Annotated in this window: 20 protein-coding genes and 1 pseudogene; 11 read left to right on the plus strand and 10 right to left on the minus strand. The window is 71.1% G+C overall.

All coding sequences use genetic code 11. The features are described 5' to 3' along the window. Window positions 1-2: 2 nt before the first annotated feature. Both RKD20_RS36610 and RKD20_RS36615 read right to left on the minus strand, forming a co-directional pair. Window positions 3-1,868 carry an AAA family ATPase gene (locus tag RKD20_RS36610; protein ID WP_424881434.1) on the minus strand — a complete coding sequence of 622 codons (1,866 nt, stop codon included), beginning with the start codon at window positions 1,866-1,868 and terminating at the stop codon, window positions 3-5. A gap of 432 nt (window positions 1,869-2,300) precedes the next feature. Then, window positions 2,301-2,921, minus strand: coding sequence for a uridine kinase family protein (locus RKD20_RS36615; protein WP_424883402.1), 621 nt, complete (start codon window positions 2,919-2,921; stop codon window positions 2,301-2,303). Between the two features lie 233 nt (window positions 2,922-3,154). Between RKD20_RS36615 and RKD20_RS36620 the strand changes: the two genes are divergently transcribed. From RKD20_RS36620 to RKD20_RS36630, 3 genes are all read left to right on the plus strand, one after another. Then, window positions 3,155-4,513: a peptidase C39 family protein gene (locus RKD20_RS36620; protein ID WP_424881435.1), complete on the plus strand. Its 1,359-nt coding sequence runs from the start codon at window positions 3,155-3,157 to the stop codon at window positions 4,511-4,513. A gap of 139 nt (window positions 4,514-4,652) precedes the next feature. Further along, on the plus strand, window positions 4,653-4,793 hold the full coding sequence (locus RKD20_RS36625) for an SCO1431 family membrane protein (RefSeq protein ID WP_424881436.1): 141 nt from the start codon (window positions 4,653-4,655) through the stop codon (window positions 4,791-4,793). Between the two features lie 66 nt (window positions 4,794-4,859). Further along, window positions 4,860-5,522 (plus strand): TetR/AcrR family transcriptional regulator, encoded by a 663-nt coding sequence (locus RKD20_RS36630; protein ID WP_424881437.1) that lies wholly within the window; start codon window positions 4,860-4,862, stop codon window positions 5,520-5,522. Window positions 5,523-5,603: 81 nt separating this feature from the next. On the opposite strand, the gene RKD20_RS36635 is transcribed toward RKD20_RS36630, so the two are convergent. After that, complete coding sequence (locus RKD20_RS36635; protein WP_424881438.1) at window positions 5,604-6,836, minus strand: glycoside hydrolase family 18 protein; 1,233 nt, start codon at window positions 6,834-6,836, stop codon at window positions 5,604-5,606. Between the two features lie 342 nt (window positions 6,837-7,178). On the opposite strand from RKD20_RS36635, the gene RKD20_RS36640 reads away from it, so the two are divergent. The 3 genes from RKD20_RS36640 (at window position 7,179) to RKD20_RS36650 (ending at window position 10,936) form a co-directional block, all read left to right on the plus strand. After that, a complete protein-coding gene (locus tag RKD20_RS36640) occupies window positions 7,179-8,351 on the plus strand; it encodes an acyl-CoA dehydrogenase (protein WP_424881439.1) in 1,173 nt (390 codons plus the stop codon). 342 nt (window positions 8,352-8,693) lie between these two features. Further along, window positions 8,694-9,806, plus strand: a complete 1,113-nt coding sequence (locus RKD20_RS36645; RefSeq protein ID WP_424881440.1) for a hypothetical protein — start codon at window positions 8,694-8,696, stop codon at window positions 9,804-9,806. Window positions 9,807-9,841: 35 nt separating this feature from the next. Continuing rightward, window positions 9,842-10,936 (plus strand): phosphotransferase family protein, encoded by a 1,095-nt coding sequence (locus tag RKD20_RS36650; protein ID WP_424881441.1) that lies wholly within the window; start codon window positions 9,842-9,844, stop codon window positions 10,934-10,936. 10 nt (window positions 10,937-10,946) lie between these two features. Here the strand turns inward: RKD20_RS36650 and RKD20_RS36655 are convergent, their stop codons facing one another. Beyond that, the gene (locus RKD20_RS36655; protein WP_424881442.1) at window positions 10,947-11,381 is read right to left on the minus strand and encodes a hypothetical protein; all 435 of its coding nucleotides are present in this window, start codon (window positions 11,379-11,381) and stop codon (window positions 10,947-10,949) included. A 268-nt stretch (window positions 11,382-11,649) separates the two neighbouring features. On the opposite strand from RKD20_RS36655, the gene RKD20_RS36660 reads away from it, so the two are divergent. The 4 genes from RKD20_RS36660 (at window position 11,650) to fxsA (ending at window position 15,734) form a co-directional block, all read left to right on the plus strand. Continuing rightward, a complete protein-coding gene (locus RKD20_RS36660; protein ID WP_006136660.1) occupies window positions 11,650-12,090 on the plus strand; it encodes an Lrp/AsnC family transcriptional regulator in 441 nt (146 codons plus the stop codon). A 63-nt stretch (window positions 12,091-12,153) separates the two neighbouring features. Continuing rightward, window positions 12,154-13,749: an amidohydrolase gene (locus tag RKD20_RS36665; RefSeq protein ID WP_424881443.1), complete on the plus strand. Its 1,596-nt coding sequence runs from the start codon at window positions 12,154-12,156 to the stop codon at window positions 13,747-13,749. Window positions 13,750-14,300: 551 nt separating this feature from the next. Next, window positions 14,301-15,095 carry a polyprenol monophosphomannose synthase gene (locus RKD20_RS36670; protein WP_424881444.1) on the plus strand — a complete coding sequence of 265 codons (795 nt, stop codon included), beginning with the start codon at window positions 14,301-14,303 and terminating at the stop codon, window positions 15,093-15,095. Window positions 15,096-15,167: 72 nt separating this feature from the next. Next, window positions 15,168-15,734, plus strand: a complete 567-nt coding sequence (gene fxsA, locus RKD20_RS36675; RefSeq protein WP_424881445.1) for an FxsA family membrane protein — start codon at window positions 15,168-15,170, stop codon at window positions 15,732-15,734. 82 nt (window positions 15,735-15,816) lie between these two features. On the opposite strand, the gene RKD20_RS36680 is transcribed toward fxsA, so the two are convergent. From RKD20_RS36680 to RKD20_RS36695, 4 genes and pseudogenes are all read right to left on the minus strand, one after another. Then, a complete protein-coding gene (locus RKD20_RS36680) occupies window positions 15,817-16,191 on the minus strand; it encodes an RNA polymerase-binding protein RbpA (protein ID WP_003977404.1) in 375 nt (124 codons plus the stop codon). A 268-nt stretch (window positions 16,192-16,459) separates the two neighbouring features. Beyond that, entirely contained in the window at window positions 16,460-17,815 is a 1,356-nt protein-coding gene (locus RKD20_RS36685) for an MFS transporter (protein ID WP_424881446.1), read from the minus strand. A gap of 65 nt (window positions 17,816-17,880) precedes the next feature. Further along, window positions 17,881-18,649: pseudogene (locus RKD20_RS36690) on the minus strand (glycerophosphodiester phosphodiesterase). Then, window positions 18,646-19,335, minus strand: a complete 690-nt coding sequence (locus tag RKD20_RS36695) for a YczE/YyaS/YitT family protein (RefSeq protein ID WP_424881447.1) — start codon at window positions 19,333-19,335, stop codon at window positions 18,646-18,648. Before RKD20_RS36695 ends, RKD20_RS36690 begins: the two are co-directional and overlap by 4 nt. Window positions 19,336-19,399: 64 nt before the next feature. Here RKD20_RS36695 and RKD20_RS36700 point away from each other — a divergent pair, with 64 nt between their 5' ends. Further along, window positions 19,400-20,899 (plus strand): PLP-dependent aminotransferase family protein, encoded by a 1,500-nt coding sequence (locus RKD20_RS36700; RefSeq protein WP_424881448.1) that lies wholly within the window; start codon window positions 19,400-19,402, stop codon window positions 20,897-20,899. A gap of 76 nt (window positions 20,900-20,975) precedes the next feature. Here the strand turns inward: RKD20_RS36700 and RKD20_RS36705 are convergent, their stop codons facing one another. Both RKD20_RS36705 and RKD20_RS36710 read right to left on the minus strand, forming a co-directional pair. Continuing rightward, window positions 20,976-22,562, minus strand: coding sequence for an ABC transporter ATP-binding protein (locus RKD20_RS36705; RefSeq protein WP_424881449.1), 1,587 nt, complete (start codon window positions 22,560-22,562; stop codon window positions 20,976-20,978). A gap of 40 nt (window positions 22,563-22,602) precedes the next feature. Next, complete coding sequence (locus tag RKD20_RS36710; protein WP_020117383.1) at window positions 22,603-22,797, minus strand: hypothetical protein; 195 nt, start codon at window positions 22,795-22,797, stop codon at window positions 22,603-22,605. Between the last annotated feature and the right edge of the window lie 173 nt (window positions 22,798-22,970).

Raw genomic sequence — 22,970 nt, forward strand, 5'->3', positions numbered from 1 at the left:
AGCTACATCGCCGACGGGTCCTGCGGCCCCCGCCCCGACAGAACTTCCCCGTACGCCTGCATCAGGTCCGGCAACCGCAACGTCGACAAGTCGTCACGGCTCAGCATCCCCGGATACGTCGACAGCCGGAGATCCCGGTACGCACAGCTCTTCTCGTAGAGGGTCCGCAGGAACCGCCCGTTGCCCAGCTCGTCGATCCAGCCCTGGTCCACCACGTGTCCGGCGATGGAGCGCAGCTCGTCCAGCGCCTCCTCGTCCCAGACGTCACCGTTCTCCGCCGCCAGCACCTCGCCGATGGAGGTGAGTTCGAGGGGACGGTACGACGGGAAGTCGACGCGGGTCGTGAACCGGGAGGAGAGCCCCGGGTTCGCGCCGAGCAGACGGTCCATGCCCTCCGGGTAGCCCGCCAGGATCACGACCAGGTGGTCCCGGTTGTCCTCGGCCCGCTTCAGCAGCACCTGGAGTGCCTCGTCGCCGTACGCGTCCCCCTTGCCGTAACCGGAGTTGGAGAGCGAGTACGCCTCGTCGACGAAGAGGACGCCCCCGAGGGCCGAGTCGATCAGTTCGTTCGCCTTGACCGCGGTCTGGCCGAGGTACTCCCCGACGAGGTCCGCCCGCTGTGCCTCCACGAGATGGTCGCCGCCGAGCAGGCCGAGGGCGTAGAAGACGCGCCCGAGGATGCGGGCCACCGTGGTCTTGCCGGTGCCGGAGGGCCCGGAGAAGACGAAATGACGTTTGGGCGGCTGGACCGGCAGGCCCTGCCCGGCGCGCAGACGGGCCATGTTCAACTGGGCGGACAGGGCCTTGACCTGGCGCTTCACCGGCTCCAGCCCCACCATGCGCTCCAGCTCGGTGAGCGCCTCCTCCAGTAAGACGGGATCGGTGGGCCCCGCCGGCAGCGGCCCCGCCGGTACTCCGGACCGCTCGCGTCCGGCCGGGTCGGTCATCGAGGGCAGCGGACCGGTCGGCGGCGGCTCCGGGTCGGAGAGCTTCAGCTCCCGCCCCTCGATACCGAACAGCGGGTCGATGCCGTCGGGTCCGTCCAGCACGTCCTGGCCGAACCCGGTGAGCGTGATCGCCGCGAGGTCGGCCGGGTCGTCGTACCCGTCGCCCTCGGCGATCGCGGCGAGCCGGGCCGAGGTGTCCATGAAGGCGGGGTCGACGCGGTGCACGGCCCGGTAGAGGGGGAGCGCGGCCGCCGACCGGCCCGTCCCCTCGTGCGCCCGGGCCAGCCAGTACCGCAGCTCCTTGCGCTGGGGCTGCTCGCTGCGACAGCGCATCAGGGCCGCCGAGAGCAGCGGTTCGGCCTGGCCGAACATCTCCAGGCGGACCCGGGCCATGCCGCCGAACAGGCCGGCCTCGATGCCGAGCATGGCGTCGTCGATCAACGGGTCGGTGTGCCTGACCAGTTGATCCCAGTCCTTGACGAGATAGGCGCGGCAGGCGTGCAGGAAGCGGACCTGATGGTCGGTGTCCACCGGTGGCAGGCCCGCGAGGGCCCGGTCCAGCTCGGGGACATGCCGGCCGTCCAGCCAGTGCGAGGCGTGCGCGAGCAGCAGGTCGCGCGGGCTCTCCAGGACCGGTTGCACCCACCACCCCAGCCAGTACCAGGAGTTGAGGGTGCGTCGGTGCCGTGCGCGCTGTTCGCCGAAGCGCTCGCGGTGCCGGAACATCCTGAGCAGCGCGGTCGTCGTGTCGACACGCAGCGCGTGCAGTCCGAGCCAGCCGTCGGCCATCCCGGGATCGATCCGTACCGCGGCCCGGAACTCCTCCTCCGCCTGTGGATAGGCGCCCATCGTGTAGGCGTCCACACCTCGCAGCCAGGCGAGGTCGGCCGGGGCCTCGGGGCCCTGCGTGCCGAAATCCATCACGTCCCCCACAAACCGTGCCCCCGTGGTTTCACCACCGGGCCGACGCCCGGTGGCCGCCTTCGTCCAACCGCTGTGCCGCGGACCGGAGTTGCAACGGTGCGCAGAGCAGTCGTCCGTAGGTCGCACCGAGGGCATCGTACCTGCGGTGGTGTCGCTCGCCGTAGGGTGCCGCACAGGCCGTTTGGCGAGGTGGGAGCAGATGAGGCGCACCGCGGGTGGTGACCGAGGGTGAGCAAATCGCGCCTCACGGCGTCCGGAAATCCGTGTGAGGGCAGAACGAAGCCCCCGATCACGGGGGAACAACCGGGGGCTTCGCGACTGCGGGCGGCCTCGAACGGCCGCACATTCAGAACGTAAGACCTGTACGGCCCCTCGGTCAAGCGGAGTTGGGCGACTCAGGCAAGTTCCTACTGGTGGGTCTTCACAGGTTCAACACATCGCCGCCGGACCGTCACCGTGGGTGACATCGTGGTCCGGTCCAGCGGTCCCGGCAGGCCCTTTGGTGAGCGTGTATCCCTTCTGGCACTGCCGTACCAGGAGGTCGGCGTAGGGCCGGGAGGGGTCTTCGGCGAAATGCCGTTGTTCCGCCGTGACCCATCCCTCCCAGAACTCCCGCTGTTCCGCCCCGTCCCGGGAGCGGCCGCGTGCCCAGGACTCCTCGGGGGACAACTCCATCCACAGCAGTCGGGCCAGGTGCGGCCGCAGCGCGCGTCGGCCCGCGCCGACCCCCTCCAGGAGGATCACCGGTGCCGGCGGCAGGGCGCGGGACGGTCCGAGGCGGCGGGCGTGCCAGTCGTAGACGGCGTAGTGCGCGGTCTCGCCGCGGCCGAGCGGGGTGATCGCCTCGTCCATCAGCCGCCCGGTCCAGTCGAACAGTTCGTCGTGGCTGGCGATGTCGTCGAGATGCAGCACCGGCGCGCCGCCGAGGGCGTCGGCCAACTGCCCGGCGAACGTGGACTTTCCGGAACCGGCGTGCCCGTCGACGCCGATCAGACGGACCGGGCCGCAGGACGGGGACAGCCGGCGGAGCCGGGAGGCGAGGAAATGGATGACGAGTTCCTGAAGCTGCTCATACGGATGGGCGGTCGGGCCCGTCCAGTCTAGTGAGGGCCTGTGATCGCCGCCGGAACCGCAGCTTCCCAGGTCATGCCAGTGGACGAGACCAATATTCACGGGCGTGGCACGGGCCGAAGTGCTGGCAGGAGCATGCCGCCTCGTTCATAGTTGGCGCACAAACGTGCATCGGCCCGCTCCGAATCGGACACCTGGGGGTCTTCCCACCCATGAGCAGAGCCCAGCAGCCGTCCCGCAGGACCGTTCTGGCTGTCGCGGTCGCCGCCGCGGTGGCACGCGCCGCGAGCCCCGCGACCGCCGCGGACGACACCGCCGCGGAACCCGACGACACCGCCGCCCGCCCGGTCGACAACCACGCCTGGACCACCTACAGCGACTGGCGCGCCGGCACCGCCGACGGCACCCGCGCCGTCGCAGGACACCGCCCCGGGGTCGTGATCGGCGCTCCCGCGGGCACCACCGCGTACACCGACCCGCACACCGGGACCACCGCCACCTGGGAGTACGCGACCTGGACCTCCCCGGTCCGCCCGCTCGCCGTGCCCTCGGCCGAGGTGATCGCCTCCTGGAACGCCCACACCCCGGCCGGCACCTGGATCCAGATCGAACTTCAGGGGACCTACTCCGACGGGACGGCCACCCCCTGGTACGTGATGGGCCGCTGGGCGGCCGGCGACGAGGACATCAAGCGGACCTCGGTCGACGACCAGACCGACGGCAAGAGCACGATCTGGACGGACACCTTCGCGATCGACGACGCGTCGACCGGGCTGCGCCTGGCCTCGTACCGGCTGCGGCTTACCCTGTACCGCAAGCCCGGCGCGACGAACACGCCGACCGTCTGGCGGCTCGGGGCGATGGGCTCGGACGTCCCGGACCGCTTCACCGTGCCGGCCACCGCGCCCGGGCTCGCCAAGGAGTTGATCGTCCCGCGCTACTCGCAGGAGATCCACAAGGGCCAGTACCCGGAGTACGACAACGGCGGCGAGGCCTGGTGCAGCCCCACGTCCTCGCAGATGATCATCGAGTACTGGGGCGGCCGGCTCACCAAGGAGCAGCTGGCCTGGGTCGACCCGGCGTACGCCGACCCCCAGGTCTGCCACGCGGCCCGGTACACCTACGACTACCAGTACGCGGGCTGCGGCAACTGGCCGTTCAACGCGGCCTACGCGGCCACCTTCAAGGACCTCCAGGGCGTGGTGACCCGGCTCGGCTCGCTCACCGACCTGGAGACGCTGATCGCGGCCGGCATCCCGGCCATAACGTCCCAGTCGTTCCTCAAGGAGGAGCTCACCGGGGCCGGTTACGGCACCTCGGGCCACCTCATGACGGTGATCGGCTTCACCGCCGAGGGCGATGTGATCGCCAACGACCCGGCCTCGCCCGGCGACGAGGCGGTGCGGCGCGTCTACAAGCGGCGCGAGTGGGAAAATATCTGGCTGCGCACCAAGCGGTACAACGCCAGTGGCAAGGTCGTCTCCGGCACCGGCGGCGTCTGCTATCTGTACTTCCCCGCCTGCCCGACCCCGCGCCAGCGCAAGGCGCTCGCGGCGGTGGGCGTGCGCTGAGCCGCCCCGCGACGGCCCCCGGCATCCGTCGGGGGCCGTTTGCTGTGACCAAGGTCTCGGCCGCAAAAGCCACGGAGAGTGGCAAGGTGGACGGATCGGCGGGGGATCCGACCAGTACTTCCGAGATCAGCGAGACGCCATGACCGCACACTCTGCCACCGCCGCCCGCAGCCGTACCGGCGGCCCCGAGGACCACGGTCCGAAGATCCTCGAACAGATCGCGGGCTGGGTCCTTGTCACGGTGATCGCGATGCTCGTCACGCAGCTCGGTCTCCTGTGACCTGGTCCACAAGTGACCTGACATACTGCGGATGTCCCGCCGCCAGCCCGAGACCAGGGGCGAAATTTGCATATCAGTGATCAGCGTGAAGCCGCCCGCCCGCGGGCCCGCGGCACCGAGCGCTCGGTTGCGCGCCGCGCCGAACTCATCGCCATCGGGCGGAAGTTGTTCGCGGACACGTCCTACGATGCGCTGTCCATGGACGACATCGCCAAGCAGGCGCACGTCGCCAAGGGGCTGATCTACTACTACTTCCAGTCCAAGCGGGGCTACTACCTGGCGATCATCCAGGACTCCGTCGCCGACCTGGTCACCTACGCGGCGAGCGGCCTGGAGATGGAGCAGGTGGACCGCGTCCACCGCACCCTGGACAGCTACCTGCGCTATGCCGAGCACAACCAGGCGGCCTACCGCACGGTCGTGAGCGGCGGTGTCGGTTTCGACGCCGAGGTGCACGCCATCCGGGACGGGGTGCGGGAGGCGATCGTCGCGACCATCGCCGAAGGGGCGTACGGCCGCACCGACATCTCGCCGCTGGCCCGTATGGGCCTGGTCGCCTGGGTGTGCAGTGTCGAGGGTGCCACCCTCGACTGGATCGACGGCCCGCCCCAGCTCTCCCGCGACACCATGCGCGAACTCCTGGTGAAGACGCTCGGGGCCTCGATGCGCGCCATCGCGGAGCTGGATCCGACCCACCCGGCTCCGGCACCGGCCCGCCGCGGCGACTGACGGCCACGAGTTGGGGCGGAGGCTCGTGGTCCCCCGCCCCAAGTCCCCCGTGGGACCGGTCAGTTCATGACCTGATCCCGGCTAGTTGATCGATTTGATCAGCTCGCCGTTCGAGGTGTCCCCGCTCAGCTCCCAGAAGAAGGTGCCGCCCAGGCCCTGCTGGTTCTTGTACGTCATCTTCGTCGCGATGGTCGCGGGGGTGTCGTAACTCCACCAGTTGTTGCCGCACTTGGCGTAGGCGGTGCCGCCGACCGTCCCTGTCGCCGGGCACTTGGACTTCAGCACCTTGTAGTCGTCGATGCCCTGTTCGTAGGTGCCCGCCGCCGGGCCCGTCGCGGTGCCGCCCGGCGCCGACTGCGTCACTCCGGTCCAGCCGCGGCCGTAGAAGCCGATGCCGAGCAGCAGCTTCGAGGCCGGGATGCCGAGGCCCCTGAGCTTGGCGATGGTCGCCGAGGTGTAGTAACCGGCCCTCGGGATGCCGGAGTAGGAGTTGAGCGGCGAGTGCGGGGCCGTCGGTCCTGTCGCGTCCCAGGCGCCGAAGTAGTCGTACGTCATCGGGTTGTACCAGTCGACGTACTGGGCCGCGCCCGCGTAGTTCGCCGCCTCGATCTTGCCGCCGGCCGTGGCGTCCGCGGTGATCGCGGCGGTGACCAGCGAACCGCTCCCGAACTTCGCACGCAGCGCCGCCATCAGGTTCTTGAACGCCTCCCTGCCGCTGGTGTCACAGGTGTTGCCGCAGGCGTTCGGGTACTCCCAGTCGATGTCGATGCCGTCGAAGACGTCGGCCCACTTGGAGTTCTCGACCAGGTCGTAGCAGGACTGGGCGAACGCGGCGGGGTTGCGGGCGGCCTCGCCGAAGCCGCTCGACCAGGTCCAGCCGCCGAACGACCAGATGACCTTCAGGCCCGGGTGCTTCTTCTTCAGCTCGCGCAACTGGTTGAAGTTGCCCCGCAGCGGCTGGTCCCAGGTGTCCGCGACCCCGTCCACGGACTCGGCCGCCGTGTAGGTCCGGTCGGTCGCCGCGTAGGCGTCGCCCATCGCGCACTTGCCGCCGGTGACGTTGCCGAAGGCGTAGTTGATGTGGGTCAGCTTCGCCGCCGAGCCGGAGGTCTCGATGTTCTTCACGTAGTACTTGCGGTCGTAGGTGCCCCATTCGGTGAAGTAGCCGACGACCTTGGAGCCGGCGGCCCTCGGTGTCGCCCCCGGGGCGGCCGCGGTGGCGCTGCTCGCGCCGGCCAGCAGGCCCGCGCCGAGCACCGCGCAGCACGCGGCGGAGATCAGCGCCCGGAAGCGGACGAGGTGGGGAAGGTGCATCGGTGTCTCCTCGTGGGGGAGAGGGGAACGCCAGTCGATTGGCATGAACGCGATGAAGCGCTGCCGGAAGAGTAGGAGGACTAGACCACCTGGTCAATGGTTCGGACCAATCCCGGGCCGATTCGAGGCCGGTTGTCGGTGCCCTGGGATATCTTGAAGTGAGCGGTCGTTAACCAGTGACCAGGTGTCTCCTTTCGGGCATACTCACAGGGCGCAGCCGCTGGTCAGCAGCTTCCGTGACCCGGGAGACGCGAGCAGCGAGCGGCGCCCAGTGAGACCGGCGGAGCCGCCCCACCCCACGGCGTGCGCCCGCCAGCGCCCTACAGGGAGGAGAGCGTCGCCATGCCCGACCGCGCCCCGCAGCCGGTGGACCGGCAACTGCCCACGGACGAGGCCCGGGATCTGATCTCGCTCGTCCGCGACATCGCGCAGCACGAGATCGCCCCGAAGGCGGCCGAGGAGGAGGACGCCGGGCACTTCCCGCGCGAGGTCTTCACCCTGCTCTCCCGCACCGGACTGCTCGGTCTGCCGTACGACCCCGAGTACGGCGGCGCCGACCAGCCGTACGAGGTCTACCTCCAGGTCCTCGAAGAGCTCGCCGTGGCCCGCCTCACCGTCGGCCTCGGCGTCAGCGTGCACACCCTCGCCTCCTACGCCCTCGCCACCTACGGCAGCAAGGAACAGCAGGTCGAGCACCTGCCCGCGATGCTCGGCGGCGGACTGCTCGGCGCCTACTGTCTCTCCGAGCCCTCGTCCGGTTCGGACGCGGCCTCGCTGCGCACCAGGGCGGTCCGGGAGGGCGGCGACTGGGTGATCACCGGCACCAAGGCCTGGATCACCCATGGCGGGGTCGCCGACTTCTACACCGTCATGGCGCGCACCGGCGAGGAGGGCCCGCGCGGGATCACCGCGTTCCTGGTGCCCGCCGACGCGCAGGGCGTGAGCGCCGCGGCCCCGGAGAAGAAGATGGGCATGAAGGGCTCGCCCACCGCCCAGGTCCACTTCGACGGGGTGCGCGTCCCGGACGCCCGGCGCATCGGCGACGAGGGGCAGGGCTTCGCGATCGCCCTGTCCGCGCTCGACTCGGGACGGCTCGGCATCGCGGCCTGCGCGATCGGGGTGGCCCAGGCGGCCCTCGACGAGGCGGTCGGTTATGCGACCGGGCGACTGCAGTTCGGGCGGCCGATCGCCGACTTCCAGGGACTGCGCTTCATGCTCGCCGACATGGCGACCCAGATCGAGGCGGGCCGGGCGCTGTACCTCGCGGCGGCGCGGCTGCGCGACGCCGGGCGGCCCTTCGCCAAGCAGGCGGCCATGGCCAAGCTGCACTGCACCGACACCGCGATGAAGGTCACCACCGACGCCGTCCAGGTCCTCGGCGGCTACGGCTACACCGCGGACTTCCCGGCCGAGCGCTACATGCGCGAGGCCAAGGTCCTCCAGATCGTCGAGGGCACCAACCAGATCCAGCGGATGGTCATCGCCCGCCACCTAGCGGGTCCGGAGACGCGCTGAACTGACCGGGCCTGACCTGCGGCGCCGCGAGCCGTACCCACTCCGGGTCGTGGCGCCCCGGCAGAGTGCGCCCGCCGCTCGCCCAGGTGCGCATCAGGTCCCGGTAGATGGGCGGGTCCTGGGGTGGCGGCGGGGCCGGGCGGTAGGGGGACGGGGTTGGCGTCGGCGGAACCGATTCTACGACCGGTGCATACGTACGGGTCATACCGGGGCAACGCGGAAGCCGGCGGCCGGGTCACGGTGTCCGCAATCGACCGTGAGTTCGCGGGCGTCCGGCCGAACATCTGGCCAGTGCCAGCGGCTTGACGTACCGTCAGCCAACCGCCGGCTGGGAGGTTGGCCATGACCGACGACCGCCCCGTACCGCTCGACGAGTACCCCGTGCACCAGGTGCCCCTGTCCATGAAGTACGTGGCGACGGGGGACCGCAACGCCTACGACCGCTGCATCTTCCACGTCCTCGACCACGAGGGACACGCCCTGCTCATCCTCGGGCTCGGCGTCTACCCCAACCTCGGGGTGATCGACGCCTACGCGACCCTGCGCCTCGGCGACACCCTGCACGCGGTCCGCGCCTCGGACGCCCTGCGCGAGGACTCCAGGACGGAGCTGACCGTCGGCCCGCTGCGCATCCTCGTCGAACGCCCGCTGCGGGAGTTCGTGCTGAGCTGCGAGGCGGACCCGGGCGACCCGGACGGACTGTCGTACGAGATCAGCTGGACCGCCGACTTCCCGGCCCTCTGGGAGCCGCACCACCTGCAGCGGCGGGGCGGCCGGCTCACCCTGGAGGGCAGGCGCTTCGTGCAGGCGGGCCATTGCGACGGCTGGATCCGGGTGGGCGGACGCGAACTGCGCCTCCAGGGCTGGACCGGGACCCGGGACCGCAGCTGGGGTGTGCGGCCGGTGCCGGGGGAGGAGGGCGGCCGGTTCGCGGAGGAGCACCCCGCGGAGGGCTTCCACTGGATCTGGTGCCCGGTCCGCTTCGAGGACCGCTTCCTCCTGGTGATCGTCCAGGAGGACGCCGACGGCCACCGCTCGCTCAACGACGCGACCCTCGTCCGTCCCGGCCGGCGCGACCGCCAACTCGGCTGGCCCCAGCCCGAGATCACCTACCGCCCCGGCACGCGCCACCCGGAACGCGCCCTCATTCACCTCGGTGACCTCCGCAAGCCCATGGAGCTGGAGGTGGAGGTCCTCACCTCCTCACCGCTCGCACTCGGCGCCGGCTACCCGCCCGCCGACGACTGGCAGCACGGCACCTGGCAGGGCCGCGACTGGACCGACCGCCGCACCTACGACCTCACCGAGCCGCACCCCCGGGCCGCCTTCGGCGTCACCGACCATGCGGCCCGCTTCCGGCTGGAGGGCAGGATCGGCCACGGCATCTTCGAACACGGCTCGTTCGGACGGCATGACCCGAGCGGCTTCACCGGCTTCGACTCGGTGGCCCCGTAGGAGAGTTCCGCCTGCTCCACAAGGGAGTTGACGACATGTCCACGGCACCCCGCCCCCGCACCAGCACCCGCGACCCGCAGCAGCTCGCCGACCGTCTCTCCGCCTGGCTCGGCACCCGCCTGCCCGGTGGGAAGGCCGTCGGAGTCACCGTCCCCACCTCGAACGGCCTGTCCAGCGAGACCCTGCTCTTCGACATCGAGCACCCCGAACCGCCCCTGCGGTCCTGCGCGTTGCGGCTCGCCGCGGACCCCTCGGCGTACACCGTCTTCCCGGTGTACGACATGGTCCGCCAGTACCGCACGATGCTCACGGTGGCCCGCTGCACGGACCTGCCCGTGCCGAGGGTGCAGTGGCTGGAGGAGGACCCGGGCCCGCTCGGGGCGCCCTTCTTCGTCATGGAACGCGTGCGGGGGCGCGTGCCGCCGGACGTCATGCCCTATACCTACGAGGGCAACTGGCTGCATGCCGCGAGCGACGCCGAGCGGGAGCACCTGGAGGCGGCCACGATCGGCTTGTTGGCCCATCTGCACGACCAAGTGCCGACGGCGGAAGCCGCGTTCCTGGAACTGCCCGGCGAGGGCGACGCACTGCGCCGCCACGTCACCGCCCAACGCGCCTACTACGACTGGGTGGTCGACGGACTCGCCCGCTCACCCCTCATCGAGCAGGCCTTCGACCGGCTGGAGGAACTCTGGCCGACCGACCCGGACCCGCCCGTCCTCAACTGGGGCGACGCACGCATCGGGAACGTGATCTACGAGGGCTTCGACCCCGTCGCCGTCCTGGACTGGGAGATGGCGGCCCTGGCCCCGCGCGAGGTCGACCTCGGCTGGACCGTCTACCTGCACCGCTTCTTCCAGGACCTGACGACCGCCCTCGGCGGGCCCGGGCTGCCGGACTTCCTGCGCCGCGACCGGATCGAGGCCCGCTACGCCGAACTCACCGGCCACACACCGCACGACATGGACTTCTTCACGCTGTACGCCGCGCTGCGGCACGCGATCGTCATGCTGCGCATCGCCTACCGTCAGGCGCACTTCGGCGAAGTGGCCGTACCGGCGGACCCGGACACACTGATCCTGCACCACGACAGTCTGCGGGCCATGGTGCAGGGCAGCTACTGGGATTGAGCCAGACGGCTCAGGCGGCCTGACGGCGCATCACCGGCACGCGCAAGGGGCGCGAACCGGGGCCACCGACGTGCGAGAAGGGCTGGGTCCGCCAGTCGAGTCCCTGAGGGAGCGTCAACAGCAGAGCCGTGTCCTGCTCCTGGGGCTCCGCCGACTCGTCCGCCGACCGGGCGTCGGAGGCCTTGCGCCCCGTACCGGCGCAGACCGTGAGGCCGAACGGGTTCCACGGTGAGGCGCACAGCGCGTGCTCCGGCAGCATCTCCTCGTCCGCCAGCAGGGCGATGGGCTGCGCGCAGTCCGGGCAGATCACCCGGTACATCTCGAAGGTGTCGTACGCGTCGAAGTCCTCTTCGAGGGCGTCGGGTTCGACGCCCTCCGGCTCGAACTCGACTACCGCCTGGAGGCGCTTGGGCGCGGTACGACCAGGACGCTGAAGACTCTGCATTGGGTTCTCCCCCTCGGGCTGGGCCGTGAAGGCACTGCGGCCTCGACCACAGCAAGCACTTCCCGTCCCGTCGTGGCGGTAATCACGAGAACATCACAGGGGCCGTCCGGAGTGTGTGGCCTTCGTCACATGCCGCTCGCAGATGCCCGTGGCGGTGGCTTTGTCCCCCAGGAGACGCACAGGCGCCTCTCGGTCACATCACGAACCGGGCATGACCTGGGGCGCTCAGGTATCCGAGGAGATCAGGCGCACTGTAGGTTCTTGCGCCATGGAGGAGCTGGACCGACAAATCGTGCAGCTGCTCGTCAAGGACGGGCGGATGAGTTACACGGACCTGGGCAAGGCCACGGGCCTGTCCACCTCGGCCGTGCACCAGCGGGTGCGGCGGCTGGAGCAGCGTGGTGTCATCCGCGGCTATGCCGCGGTGGTCGACCCGGAGGCGGTGGGCCTGCCCATGACGGCCTTCATCTCGGTGAAGCCGTTCGACCCCAGCGCCCCCGACGACATCGCGGACCGCCTCGCCGGCGTCCCCGAGATCGAGGCGTGCCACAGCGTTGCCGGCGACGAGAACTACATCCTGAAGGTGCGGGTGGCGACCCCGCACGAGCTGGAGGAACTGCTCGCGCGCGTGCGGTCCCTGGCGGGGGTCTCGACGCGTACCACGGTGGTGCTGTCGACCCCGTACGAGGCACGACCGCCGCGCATCTGAACGAACCGGGGTTCGTGCAACCCGCACCCTTGCGGCGAGATGCCTCCTGCAAAACTGTCCCCCATGAGCGAACCGAAGACCGTCCTCCTCCGTCGCGGCGAGGTCCACAGCCCCGCCGACCCCTTCGCCACCGCGATGGTCGTCGAACACGGACAGGTGGCCTGGGTCGGTTCCGAAGGCGCGGCCGACGCCTTCGCTGACGGTGTCGACGAAGTCGTGGACCTGGACGGGGCTCTGGTCACCCCCGCGTTCACGGACGCACATGTGCACACGACCGCCACCGGCCTCGCGCTCACCGGCCTCGACCTCTCCGACGCCCCCTCCCTGGACGCGGCGCTGAATCTCGTACGAGAGTTCGCGGCCGCCCGCCCGAACGACCATGTCCTCCTCGGCCACGGCTGGGACGCCTCCCGCTGGCCCGGTGGCCGCCCGCCCACGCGCGCGGAACTCGACGAGGCGACCGGTCGCCGCCCGCTCTACCTCAGCCGTATCGATGTCCACTCGGCGGTGGTGACGACCGCCCTCCTCGACATGACGTCCCTCGGTGCGGTGGACGGCCCCCTCACCGCCGACGCCCACCACGCCGTCCGCGCGAAGGCGCTCGGTTCCGTCTCCCCGGCCCAGCGCGCGCAGGCCCAGCGCGCCGCCCTCGCCCACGCCGCCTCCCTCGGCATCGGCACCCTTCACGAATGCGCAGGCCCCGAGATCTCCTCCGAGGACGACTTCACGGGACTGCTGCGGCTAGCGGGCGAGGAGCCGGGCCCGAGGGTGGTCGGCTACTGGGCCGAGCAGGGCGACGAAGGCGTTGCCAAGGCACGCGAACTCGGCGCGCTCGGCGCCGCCGGAGACCTCTTCGTCGACGGCGCCCTCGGCTCCCACACCGCGTGCCTGCACGAGCCGTACACCGACGCCGACCACTCCGGCCTCGCCTACCTGGACGCCGCCGCCGTGGCCTCCCATGTCGCCGCCTGCACCGAGGCGGGCCTCCAGGCCGGCTTCCACGCCATCGGCGACGCGGCGGTGACCGCCGTGGTCGAGGGAGTGCGCGCCGTCGCGGACAAGCTCGGCCTCGCCCGTGTACGTGCCGCCCGGCATCGCGTCGAGCATGTCGAGATGCTCACCCCCGAGGCCGTCGCCGCGTTCGCCGAACTCGGTCTGACCGCGTCCGTCCAGCCCGCCTTCGACGCCCTGTGGGGCGGTGAGGACGGGATGTACGCCCGGCGCCTGGGCAGGGCGCGGGCGAGCCGTCTGAACCCCTTCGCGGCCCTCCTGCGCGCCGGTGTGCCGCTCGCCTTCGGCTCCGACAGCCCCGTCACCCCCCTCGACCCGTGGGGCACGGTCCGCGCGGCCGCCTTCCACCGCACCCCCGAGCACCGCGTCTCCGTGCGTGCCGCCTTCACCGCGCACACCCGCGGCGGCTGGCGGGCGGTCGGCCGGGACGACGCGGGCGTCCTGGTGCCCGGCGCCCCCGCCGACTACGCCGTGTGGCACACCGGCGAACTGGTCGTGCAGGCCCCGGACGACCGGGTCGCCCGCTGGTCCACCGACCCCCGCTCCGGCACCCCGGGCCTGCCCGACCTGACGCCGGGCCGTGACCTGCCAGTCTGCCTGCGCACCGTGGTCGGCGGACGGACGGTCTTCGTACGGCCGGGCGAGTGATCTCCGGGGGTGGCGCGGTATCGATCGGACCCCGCCCCGCTGTCGCGCGACCTGCGCATCCTCTGCCCTGACCAGGGCGTTGTCTGAAGATGCGCAGGTCGAACGACTGTTGACAGCCGACGGCAGGAGGCCGGTAGGTTCGGCCGGGTCCACCACCGGACGCCCGACCGGGGAATTTCCACCCAGTCGTCGCAGCGCCGCTGGGTCAGGGACGGTGTGCCGCACCGGAGCACCGCCACTGGGAGCCAGGCTCAGCGCTCGCGCCACGACGAGGGAACGTTCCGTCCGGCCGGGGAGGTGTGACCCGGGTGGGGCCCGGGCGCTCAGTAGACAACGGCTTTCGGTCGACCCGCAGCCAGCGGGCCCCAGGTCGGCCCGAAGAGCGCCGGGCCCCTATCCGCAGCGAGAGGGGCGATTCGGTCATAGCGGCCAAAGATCCTACTCTTACCCCGCTCTTGTGGAAACGACACCAGCATACGAACGCCTTGTCACGTCATCGCAGGCCGTGCCCACTATGGTGGACGCCTGTGCATTGACTCGAAGGGGCAGCGGTGAACGACGGCGACGGGACCCACACGGGCCAGGAGAGGCGATTCGGCCCGCTCGGCACGGCGTTGGTGATCATTCCGACCTACAACGAGGCGGAGAACATCAAGGCCATCGTCCACCGGGTGCGCAAGGCCGTCCCGGAGGCGCACGTCCTCGTGGCCGACGACAACAGTCCCGACGGCACCGGCAAGCTGGCCGACGAACTGGCCGTCGAGGACGACCACGTCCAGGTCCTGCACCGCAAGGGCAAGGAGGGCCTCGGCGCCGCCTACCTCGCGGGCTTCCACTGGGGCCTGGAGCACGGCTACGGCGTCCTGGTCGAGATGGACGCCGACGGTTCTCACCAGCCCGAGGAGCTGCCCCGGCTGCTGACCGCTCTGAAGGGCGCCGACCTGGTCCTCGGCTCCCGCTGGGTGCCCGGCGGCCGGGTCGTGAACTGGCCCAAGTCCCGTGAGTTCATCTCCCGCGGCGGCAGCCTGTACTCCCGCGTCGCCCTCGACCTTCCCCTCCGTGACATCACGGGCGGCTACCGCGCCTTCCGCCGCGAGACCCTCGAAGGCCTCGGCCTCGACGACGTCGCCTCCCAGGGCTACTGCTTCCAGGTCGACCTCGCCCGCCGCGCGGTCAAGTCCGGCTACCACGTCGTGGAGGTACCGATCACCTTCGTCGAGCGCGAGCTGGGCGACTCCAAGATGAGCCGCGACATCCTCGTGGAGGCCCTGTGGCGGGTCACCACCTGGGGTGTGGGGGAGCGGGTCGGCAGGCTCACGGCACGGGCGAAGCGCGCACAGCCGTAGGCCCACGACCTCACAGACGGGGGCGATCGTCCCCTTATGCCGTGCTGAGCCGTGGCCAGGCACACTGGACTCATGACGACAGGCGCTTCGACCCCCACGTACCCCGCCCGGCCCCGCCGCTCCCGTGTGCGCACCTTCCTGCCGCTGGGCGTCGCCGCCTGGCTGGTGCTGGAGATCTGGCTGCTGACCGTGGTCGCGGGCGCGGCGAACGGCTTCGCGGTGTTCCTGCTGCTGGTCGCCGGCTTCGTGCTCGGCTCGGTGGTCATCAAGCGGGCCGGCCGCCGCGCCTTCCAGAACCTGAACGAGGCGCTCCAGCGGGGCGGCGCCCCGTCGAGCTCCGGCAGCGGTGGCAACGGCCTGATGATGCTGGGCGGCCTGCTCCTGATGATCCCCGGCCTGCTCTCCGACGCGGTGGGGCTCCTCCTGCTGATCCCGCCGGTCCAGAAGGCCGTCGGCCGCTACGCCGAGCGCACCTTCGACCGCAGGATCCGCGCCGCCGCCCCCGGCACCCTGGGCGACGCGTTCCAGCAGGCCCGTATGCAGCGTCCGGACGGCAAGGTGGTCCAGGGCGAGGTCATCGTCCGGGACGAGCCGGGCGGCGACTCCCCGCGGGAGCAGCGCCCTCCGCTCACCCGCTGACGGGCGCGGACAGCACAAACCGCGGGCGCGGTACGTGAATCACGTACCGCGCCCGCGGTTACTTGTATGCGCTTGTTCCCGCTCAGGCCGACTTGCGGCTGTCCCGGGGATGAACAGCGATGTTCATCGCTCCGGAACGCAGAACCGCCAGACGCTCCTCAAGGACCTCTTCGAGTTCCTCTCGGGTGCGTCGCTCCATCAGCATGTCCCAATGTGTACGCGCGGGCTTGGCCTTCTTCTCTTCAGGGCCGTCGCCGTCCACGAGGAGTGCCTGGGCCCCGCAGACCTTGCACTCCCACTCCGGCGGGATCTCCGCCTCGACCGAGAAGGGCATCTCGAAGCGGTGCCCCTTCTCGCATGCGTACTCCACGGCCTGGCGCGGGGCCAGGTCGATGCCGCGGTCCGTCTCGTAGCTGGTCACCACGAGGCGCGTGCCGCGAAGAGCTCGCTCACTCATGAATCGTGCCTCCCGGGCTTGTCGCCCACAGGACAGGTGTCGCTGTCGTCGTCATACCGGTCAACGTCCGGTCGGCGGTAAAGATTCCCGTTCCGGGTCCCGTCCCGGGCAATGCGTCGCCGTCGTAGCCGCCCCTTGTTGTACCCACCATCGCCCGGTTTGTCACATCTGCTAGCAGATGTCACCCAGCGTTTCATTATCTTTGACGCGCAGTAACGGTACGCCTGGCAGGCCAAACGCGTACACTACAGCGCTTTGGTGTTGAACGCTAAATCCTTTCGGGTACGGGGTTGCCCGCGTCGCTGATCGCCCGCCGTACCGGGACCCGTGCGAGCAGGGCGAATCCGATGACGAAGAAGGCCACCAGGGAGATGATCGCGTCCCGGTAGCTTCCGGTCAGCTGGTAGGTGATCCCGAACAGGAGCGGGCCCAGCCAGCTCATGCCCCGGTCGCTCATCTCGTATGCCGAGAAGTACTCGGCTTCCTTGCCGGGCGGGACGAGGTGGGAGAACAGGGAGCGGGACAGGGCCTGGCTGCCGCCGAGGACGAGCCCGATGCCGGAAGCCAGGACGAAGAACCACCCGGGTGCGCCGGCGGGCAGGAAGTACCCGGCCCCCAGGATCACCGCCCAGGCGACGAGTGAGCCGAGGATCGTCTGCTTGGCCCCGTAGGTCCGGGCGAGCCGGCCGAGTGCCAGCGCCCCCGCCACCGCGAGCACCTGGACCAGGAGCACGGCCGCGATGAGCGTCGACTGCCCGAGTCCCAGCTCCTCCGAGCCGTAGACCGACGCCTGGGAGATCACGGTCTGGATGCCGTCGTTGTAGATCAGGTAGGCCAGCAGGAAGGCGAGCGTGAGCGGGTGGCGGCGCATGTCGCGGACGGTGGCGGCGAGCTGCCGGAAGCCGGGGGCCGTGGGCTCCTTGGCCTCTTGCGCGGACGACCGGCGGTCGCGCAGCCGTCGTAGCGGAACCAGCGTGAAGGCGCCCCACCACAGGCCGGCCGAGGCCAGGCAGATGCGGACCGCGGCACTCTCGGAGAGGCCGAAGGAGTCGTGGCCCATGTAGAGAACGAGGTTCGCGACCAGCACCAGGGCGCCCGCCGCGTAGCCGAAGGCCCAGCCCTTGGAGGAGACGGCGTCGCGCTCCTCGGGCGGGGCGATCTGCGGCAGGTAGGAGTTGTAGAGCATCGTCCCCACGGACTGCGCCGCGTTCGCGACGACCAGGAGGGCGCCACCGAGGAGATAGCGCTCGCCGCCGAGGAAGAACATGCCGGTCGTCGCGGCGGCCCCGGTGTAGGCGGCGGCCGCCAGGAGGGGCTTCTTGCGGCCGCTGCGGTCGGCGGCGGCGCCCACCAAGGGCATCACCAGCACGGCCACGATCACCGACAGGGACACCGAGTACGCGAAGAAGGAGCCGGCGCGCACCGGGATGCCCAGCGGATGGACATAGCCGTCGGCGTCCGCCGCGTTCTTGGCGACCGACGTCAGATAGGGGCCCAGGAACACGGTGAGCACGCTCGTCGAGTAGACGGAGCACGCCCAGTCGTAGAAGTACCAGCCGCGTTGTTCGCGCCGCCGGTCGGCGGCCTCGTCCGCCGCGCCCACCCGCACGGTGTCGGTGCCCACCCGTGCCCTCGCTTCCCCGTGAAGGTGCCGTGCGCCGGCCGGGGAACGGGCGGGTCGGACGTGGGTCAGACCCAGACGCCCCGGTCCTCCAAGACCTTGCGCAGTGTGTCGATGTGATCGGTCATGATGCCATCGACTCCCAGGTCCAGGAGCCGGTGCATGCGCTCGGGCTCGTTGATGGTCCACACGTGCACGTGGAGCCCGCGCGCGTGGGCGGCGCGCACGAAGCGGTGGTCCACCACCTGGATGCCCGACTGGAGCTCGGGCACCTGGGCGGCGACGGCCGAGCGGCGCAGAGCGGCCGGCACACCCCATGAGCGCAGCCGGAGGTTGAGCACGCCCCGGGTGCCGTACGACGTCGCCAGGCGCGGCCCGGCCAGCCGCTGGGCGCGCATCACCCGCGCCTCGGAGAAGGAGCCGACGCAGATGCGGTCCCAGGTGTCGGTGCGCTCGACGAGGTCCAGGAGCGGCTGGAGGGCGGACTCGGCCTTGATGTCGACGTTCCAGCGGGCCTCGGGGAAGGCGTCAAGGAGATCCTCGAAGAGCGGCACCGGCTCCTTGCCCGCCACACGCGCGTGCCGTACGTCGGCCCAGGGCAGGTCCGCTATCCGGCCCGCCGCCGTCGGTCACCCGGTCCAGAGTGGTGTCATGGAAGGCGACCAGCCTGCCGTCCGCGGTGGCGTGGACGTCGGTCTCCAGGTACCGGTACCCCGCCTCGACCGCCCGCCGGAACTGGAAGGCGGTGTTCTCCAGGCCGTCCGCCGCTCCGCCCCGGTGGGCGAAGGGGATGGGGCCGGGGTGGTCGAGGTAGGGGTGGCGTATCCGCGAGGTCACGGACGCAGTATCGCTCCCTGCGGTTGCCCGACGGCAACGACCGTGCTGCCGTCGGATGCCCGGGGAACGGCGAACACGCGCAGGAAGACCTGGGCGAGCGGGCCGATGGACACCGCGTAGAGGACGGTGCCGGCGCCGATCGTGCCGCCGAGCACGAATCCCGTGACCACGACGGCCACCTCGATCGCGGTCCGCATCAGCCGGATCGAGCGTCCCGTCCGCCGGTGCAGCCCGGTCATCAGACCGTCCCTGGGGCCCGCACCGAAGCCGGCGGCGATGTACAGGCCGGTGGCCGCACCGTTGAGCACGATGCCGGCCAGCATGAGGGGGATCCGTACGGCGAGACCGTGCGCGTCGGGGACCACGGCGAGGGTGGCGTCCATGGCGAGGCCGACCACGAAGACGTTGGAGACCGTGCCGAGGCCCGGCCGCTGGCGCAGCGGGATCCACAGGAGCAGCACCGCCGCGCCGACGACGATCGACACGACACCGATCGACAGCCCGGTCAGCTCGGCGAGCCCTTGGTGCAGCACGCCCCATGGCTCCAGGCCCAACCCCGCCTCGACGAGCAGCGCGGAGCTGGCCCCGTACAGAGTGAGTCCGGCGCACAGCTGGATCAACCGTCGTCCCAGACGGCTCTGCATGGACAAGGTGGGTCCCCCTGTGGCGGTAGTGGCCTGATGCATGACATCCTGTGGCTTGGGATGACATGCCATCCATGGCCAATTCGGTGAAGGTGGACTGATTTCAGTGGCGCAGTGGACTTCCGCGATGGGGGCGGCGCAGCTCGCCCGGTTGCTCAACTCCCAGCAGGACCGTCCGGCGGGCCCCGGCACGCGCCGGCCGCCCGCCTACCGCGCCCTCGCCGACGGCATCCGCCTGCTGGTCCTGGAAGGGCGAGTTCCGGTGGCCGCCCGGCTGCCCGCGGAACGGGAGCTGGCCCTGTCCCTGTCCGTCAGTCGTACGACCGTGGCGGCGGCCTACGAGGCGCTGCGGGCCGAGGGTTTCCTGGAGTCCCGGCGCGGCGCGGGCAGCTGGACGGCCGTACCGGCCGGGAACCCGCTCCCCGCGCGTGGACTGGAACCGCTCCCGCCCGAGGCCCTCGGCTCGATGATCGACCTGGGCTGCGCGGCACTGCCCGCGCCGGAGCCGTGGCTGACGCGTGCGGTGCAGGGCGCCCTGGAGGAGCTGCCGCCGTACGCCCACACACATGGGGACTACCCGGCCGGGCTTCCGGCCCTGCGCGCGATGATCGCCGAGCGGTACACCGCGCGCGGGATCCCGACGATGCCCGAGCAGATCATGGTCACGACCGGGGCGATGGGCGCGATCGACGCGATCTGTCATCTGTTCGGGGGCCGGGGCGAGCGCATCGCCGTCGAGTCCCCGTCCTACGCGAACATCCTCCAGCTGATGCGGGAGGCGGGTGCCCGGCTCGTGCCCGTCGCGATGGCGGAGGGGCTGACCGGCTGGGACATCGACCGCTGGCGTCAGGTGCTGCGGGACGCGGCTCCGCGGATCGCCTATGTCGTCGCCGATTTCCACAACCCGACCGGTGCGCTGGCCGGTGAGGACCAGCGGCGGCAGTTGGTGGAGGCGGCGCGGTCCGCGGGGACCGTGCTGGTGGCGGACGAGACGATGACCGAGCTGTGGCTGGACGAGGACGTCTCGATGCCGCGTCCGGTGTGCGCGTTCGACCCGGCCGGATCCACCGTGGTCACCGTCGGCTCCGCCAGTAAGGCGTTCTGGGCGGGGATGCGGATCGGGTGGGTCCGGGGGGCACCGGACGTGATCCGCAGCCTGGTCGCCGCGCGCGCCTATGCCGACCTGGGAACGCCTGTGCTGGAGCAGTTGGCCGTGAACTGGCTGTTCAGCACGGGCGGGTGGGAGCAGGCCGTGGAACTGCGGCGGGCCCAGGCCCGGGAGAACCGGGACGCCCTTGTGACGGCGATGCGCAAGGAGCTGCCCACATGGGAGTTCGAGGTACCGCAGGGCGGTCTGACGCTCTGGGTGCGGGCCGGGGGACTGTCCGGGTCGCGTCTGGCGGAGGTGGGTGAGCGCGTGGGGGTGCGCGTCCCGTCGGGGCCGCGTTTCGGGGTGGACGGCGCTTTCGAGGGGTATGTGCGGCTGCCGTTCACGGTGGGCGGCGCGCTGGCCGAGGAGGCGGCGACACGGCTGGCTGCCGCGGCGAGGGTGGTGGAGAGCGGGGGATCCGGCGGCGGGGAGGCGCCGCGTACGTTCGTGGCGTGAGATCGCTGACCGGACCTGCCCAGGGGCCGCGCGACCGGCCCCCACCGGCCCGCAGCCGCGCCTACCGCCGTCCCCCCTACGGCGCTTCCGCGGCCATCGCTTCCGAGGGGACTGTCTCCGGGTCGGCCGAGGGGACCGTCTCAGCGTCGGCCGGAGTCGTCCGCTCCGGCAGCAACGCCAGCACCGCCTGCCGGTCCGCCTCGCTCGTCGCGTCGTCGTACGGGTCCGGGGTCGCCGGCACCTGGAGTCGATGCACCGGGCCCGTCCCGAGGCGGGCGTAGCCGCGGCCCGGCGGCACCTCGGCCAGCGGGGTCGTGTGCGGGGGCGCTCCCAGGAACGCCTCCAACTGGTCCGCCGTCGCGGGCCCGAGCACGACACGCGCGCGCGTGTGCTGGCGTACCGGCTCGCTCAACGCCTCCGCGCTGTCGAACTGATCGGCCACCACCACCGTGACATTCGCCGCACGCCCGTGCCGCAGGGGGACCTGGAGCAGGGACTGCGGATCCTTGCGGCCGTCCGCGGCGGCCAGGTGGGTGAAGGCACTCGGGCGGTCCAGGAGGATCCACAGCGGACGCTTGGTGTCCTCGGGCGGCGGATGGCCGGCCTGCCGGGCGCGGTTGGTCGCGATCAGGCGGCGCTCCGTCTCGGTCGCCGCCCACTCCAGGCTCGCCACCGCCCCGGAGAGCCCGCACTCGACTGCGAGGACTCCGTCCCGCCCGGTCAGGCACGCGTACTCGCCGGTGCTGCCGCCCTCGACGACGACGACATCGCCGTACTGAAGGGCCTGGAGCGCGATTGAACGCAGCAGGGTCGACGTACCGCTGCCCGGCTGGCCCATGACCAGCAGGTGCGGCTCGGTGGAGCGGATGCCGGTGCGCCAGACGACCGGCGGGACGTCACGCTGCCCGTCGCCGTAGCCGAGCGGGAGGGTGCGCTGGACCTGGGAGGGGTCGGTGAAGCCGAGGACCGTCTCGCCCGGGGCGGTGACGAAACGCTGGGCGGCGATGTCGGTGGGCAGAGGGGCGAGGACGGTGACCGTGAGCTCGTTGCCCTCCTCGTCCCAGGCGAAGTGGTACTCGCGGCCGCGGCCCGACTTGACGTGCAGCAGCTGCTCGATGCGGGCCCGGGACTCGGCCTCGCCGTCGGTGAAGTACGCCGGGTAGCGGATCAGCAGGTGGGTGATGCGGCCGGTGGCGTCGAAGTCGTACGCGGGGAAGGCATCCCCCCACTCGCCGCCGTGCGTGTACAGCGGGGCCGGGTCCTCGGCCGCCGAGAAGTACGGGAGGAGCGCTTCGTACAGCGACTGGAGGCGCTGTGTCTGCGACTCGTCGGGTCCGTCCGGCTCCGGCGGCTTGCGGTCCCGGCCCTGCCAGGCTGCCGCCGCCATCAGGCTGATGACGGCGAGCAGCGGACCGTACGGAACGAGCGCCACGACCAGGACCACCGAGGCCACCAGGAACAGCAGCGGCCCGCGCCGGTCCTTGTGTGTGTCGGCCCACCTGCGCCGCCCGGCCGAGGCCAGCCGACGCAGACCACGGGTGAGTGTGATCAGCGGGTGGAGGACATCGGTGGCGCTGTCGGCCGCCGTCCGGGCCAGCTCCCGGCTCCGGGCGATCTGCGCGCTGCCTGTGCTCAGGATGCGGGGGAGGGGGCGGCGGGCCACTGCTGTCTCCTGGAGGTGCGTACGGACGGGACGGGCGGCGTCAGAACTTGATGCCGCCGAGGAGGCTTGCCAGGCTCTCGCCGCCGGCCTTGATGCTCGGGGCGATGGCCGTGCTGGCCAGGTAGAAGCCGAACAGCGACGAGATCAGGGCGTGCGAAGCCTTGAGCCCGTCCTTGCGGAAGAAGATGAAGACGACGATGCCGAGCAGTACGACACCCGAGATGGAGAGGATCATTTTGGTGCTCCTGGTTCGTGGGGACAGTCACCATGAGTACTTCCAGCATCACAGCATGTATCCATACGATAAAAGGTGCAAATGGTTGAATTTCTCGCGATTTCACCTGGTTGGTGGAGCCGTGGTGACGCCCACCACGGGACCTCGGGTCATCTGCCGTGCGAGCCAGTACC

The sequence above is a fragment of the Streptomyces sp. SLBN-8D4 genome, assembly GCF_049739545.1.
Lineage (GTDB): Bacteria > Actinomycetota > Actinomycetes > Streptomycetales > Streptomycetaceae > Streptomyces > Streptomyces canus_C.

Excerpts from the sequence above, each read along its gene's own strand:
- RKD20_RS36610 (WP_424881434.1), bottom strand. The coding sequence starts at position 1,868 with ATGGATTTCGGCACGCAGGGCCCCGAGGCCCCGGCCGACCTCGCCTGG.
- RKD20_RS36620 (WP_424881435.1), top strand. The coding sequence starts at position 3,155 with ATGAGCAGAGCCCAGCAGCCGTCCCGCAGGACCGTTCTGGCTGTCGCG.
- RKD20_RS36625 (WP_424881436.1), top strand. The coding sequence starts at position 4,653 with ATGACCGCACACTCTGCCACCGCCGCCCGCAGCCGTACCGGCGGCCCC.
- RKD20_RS36635 (WP_424881438.1), bottom strand. The coding sequence starts at position 6,836 with ATGCACCTTCCCCACCTCGTCCGCTTCCGGGCGCTGATCTCCGCCGCG.
- RKD20_RS36640 (WP_424881439.1), top strand. The coding sequence starts at position 7,179 with ATGCCCGACCGCGCCCCGCAGCCGGTGGACCGGCAACTGCCCACGGAC.
- RKD20_RS36645 (WP_424881440.1), top strand. The coding sequence starts at position 8,694 with ATGACCGACGACCGCCCCGTACCGCTCGACGAGTACCCCGTGCACCAG.
- RKD20_RS36650 (WP_424881441.1), top strand. The coding sequence starts at position 9,842 with ATGTCCACGGCACCCCGCCCCCGCACCAGCACCCGCGACCCGCAGCAG.
- RKD20_RS36655 (WP_424881442.1), bottom strand. The coding sequence starts at position 11,381 with ATGCAGAGTCTTCAGCGTCCTGGTCGTACCGCGCCCAAGCGCCTCCAG.
- RKD20_RS36660 (WP_006136660.1), top strand. The coding sequence starts at position 11,650 with ATGGAGGAGCTGGACCGACAAATCGTGCAGCTGCTCGTCAAGGACGGG.
- RKD20_RS36665 (WP_424881443.1), top strand. The coding sequence starts at position 12,154 with ATGAGCGAACCGAAGACCGTCCTCCTCCGTCGCGGCGAGGTCCACAGC.
- fxsA (WP_424881445.1), top strand. The coding sequence starts at position 15,168 with ATGACGACAGGCGCTTCGACCCCCACGTACCCCGCCCGGCCCCGCCGC.
- RKD20_RS36680 (WP_003977404.1), bottom strand. The coding sequence starts at position 16,191 with ATGAGTGAGCGAGCTCTTCGCGGCACGCGCCTCGTGGTGACCAGCTAC.
- RKD20_RS36695 (WP_424881447.1), bottom strand. The coding sequence starts at position 19,335 with ATGCATCAGGCCACTACCGCCACAGGGGGACCCACCTTGTCCATGCAG.
- RKD20_RS36710 (WP_020117383.1), bottom strand. The coding sequence starts at position 22,797 with ATGATCCTCTCCATCTCGGGTGTCGTACTGCTCGGCATCGTCGTCTTC.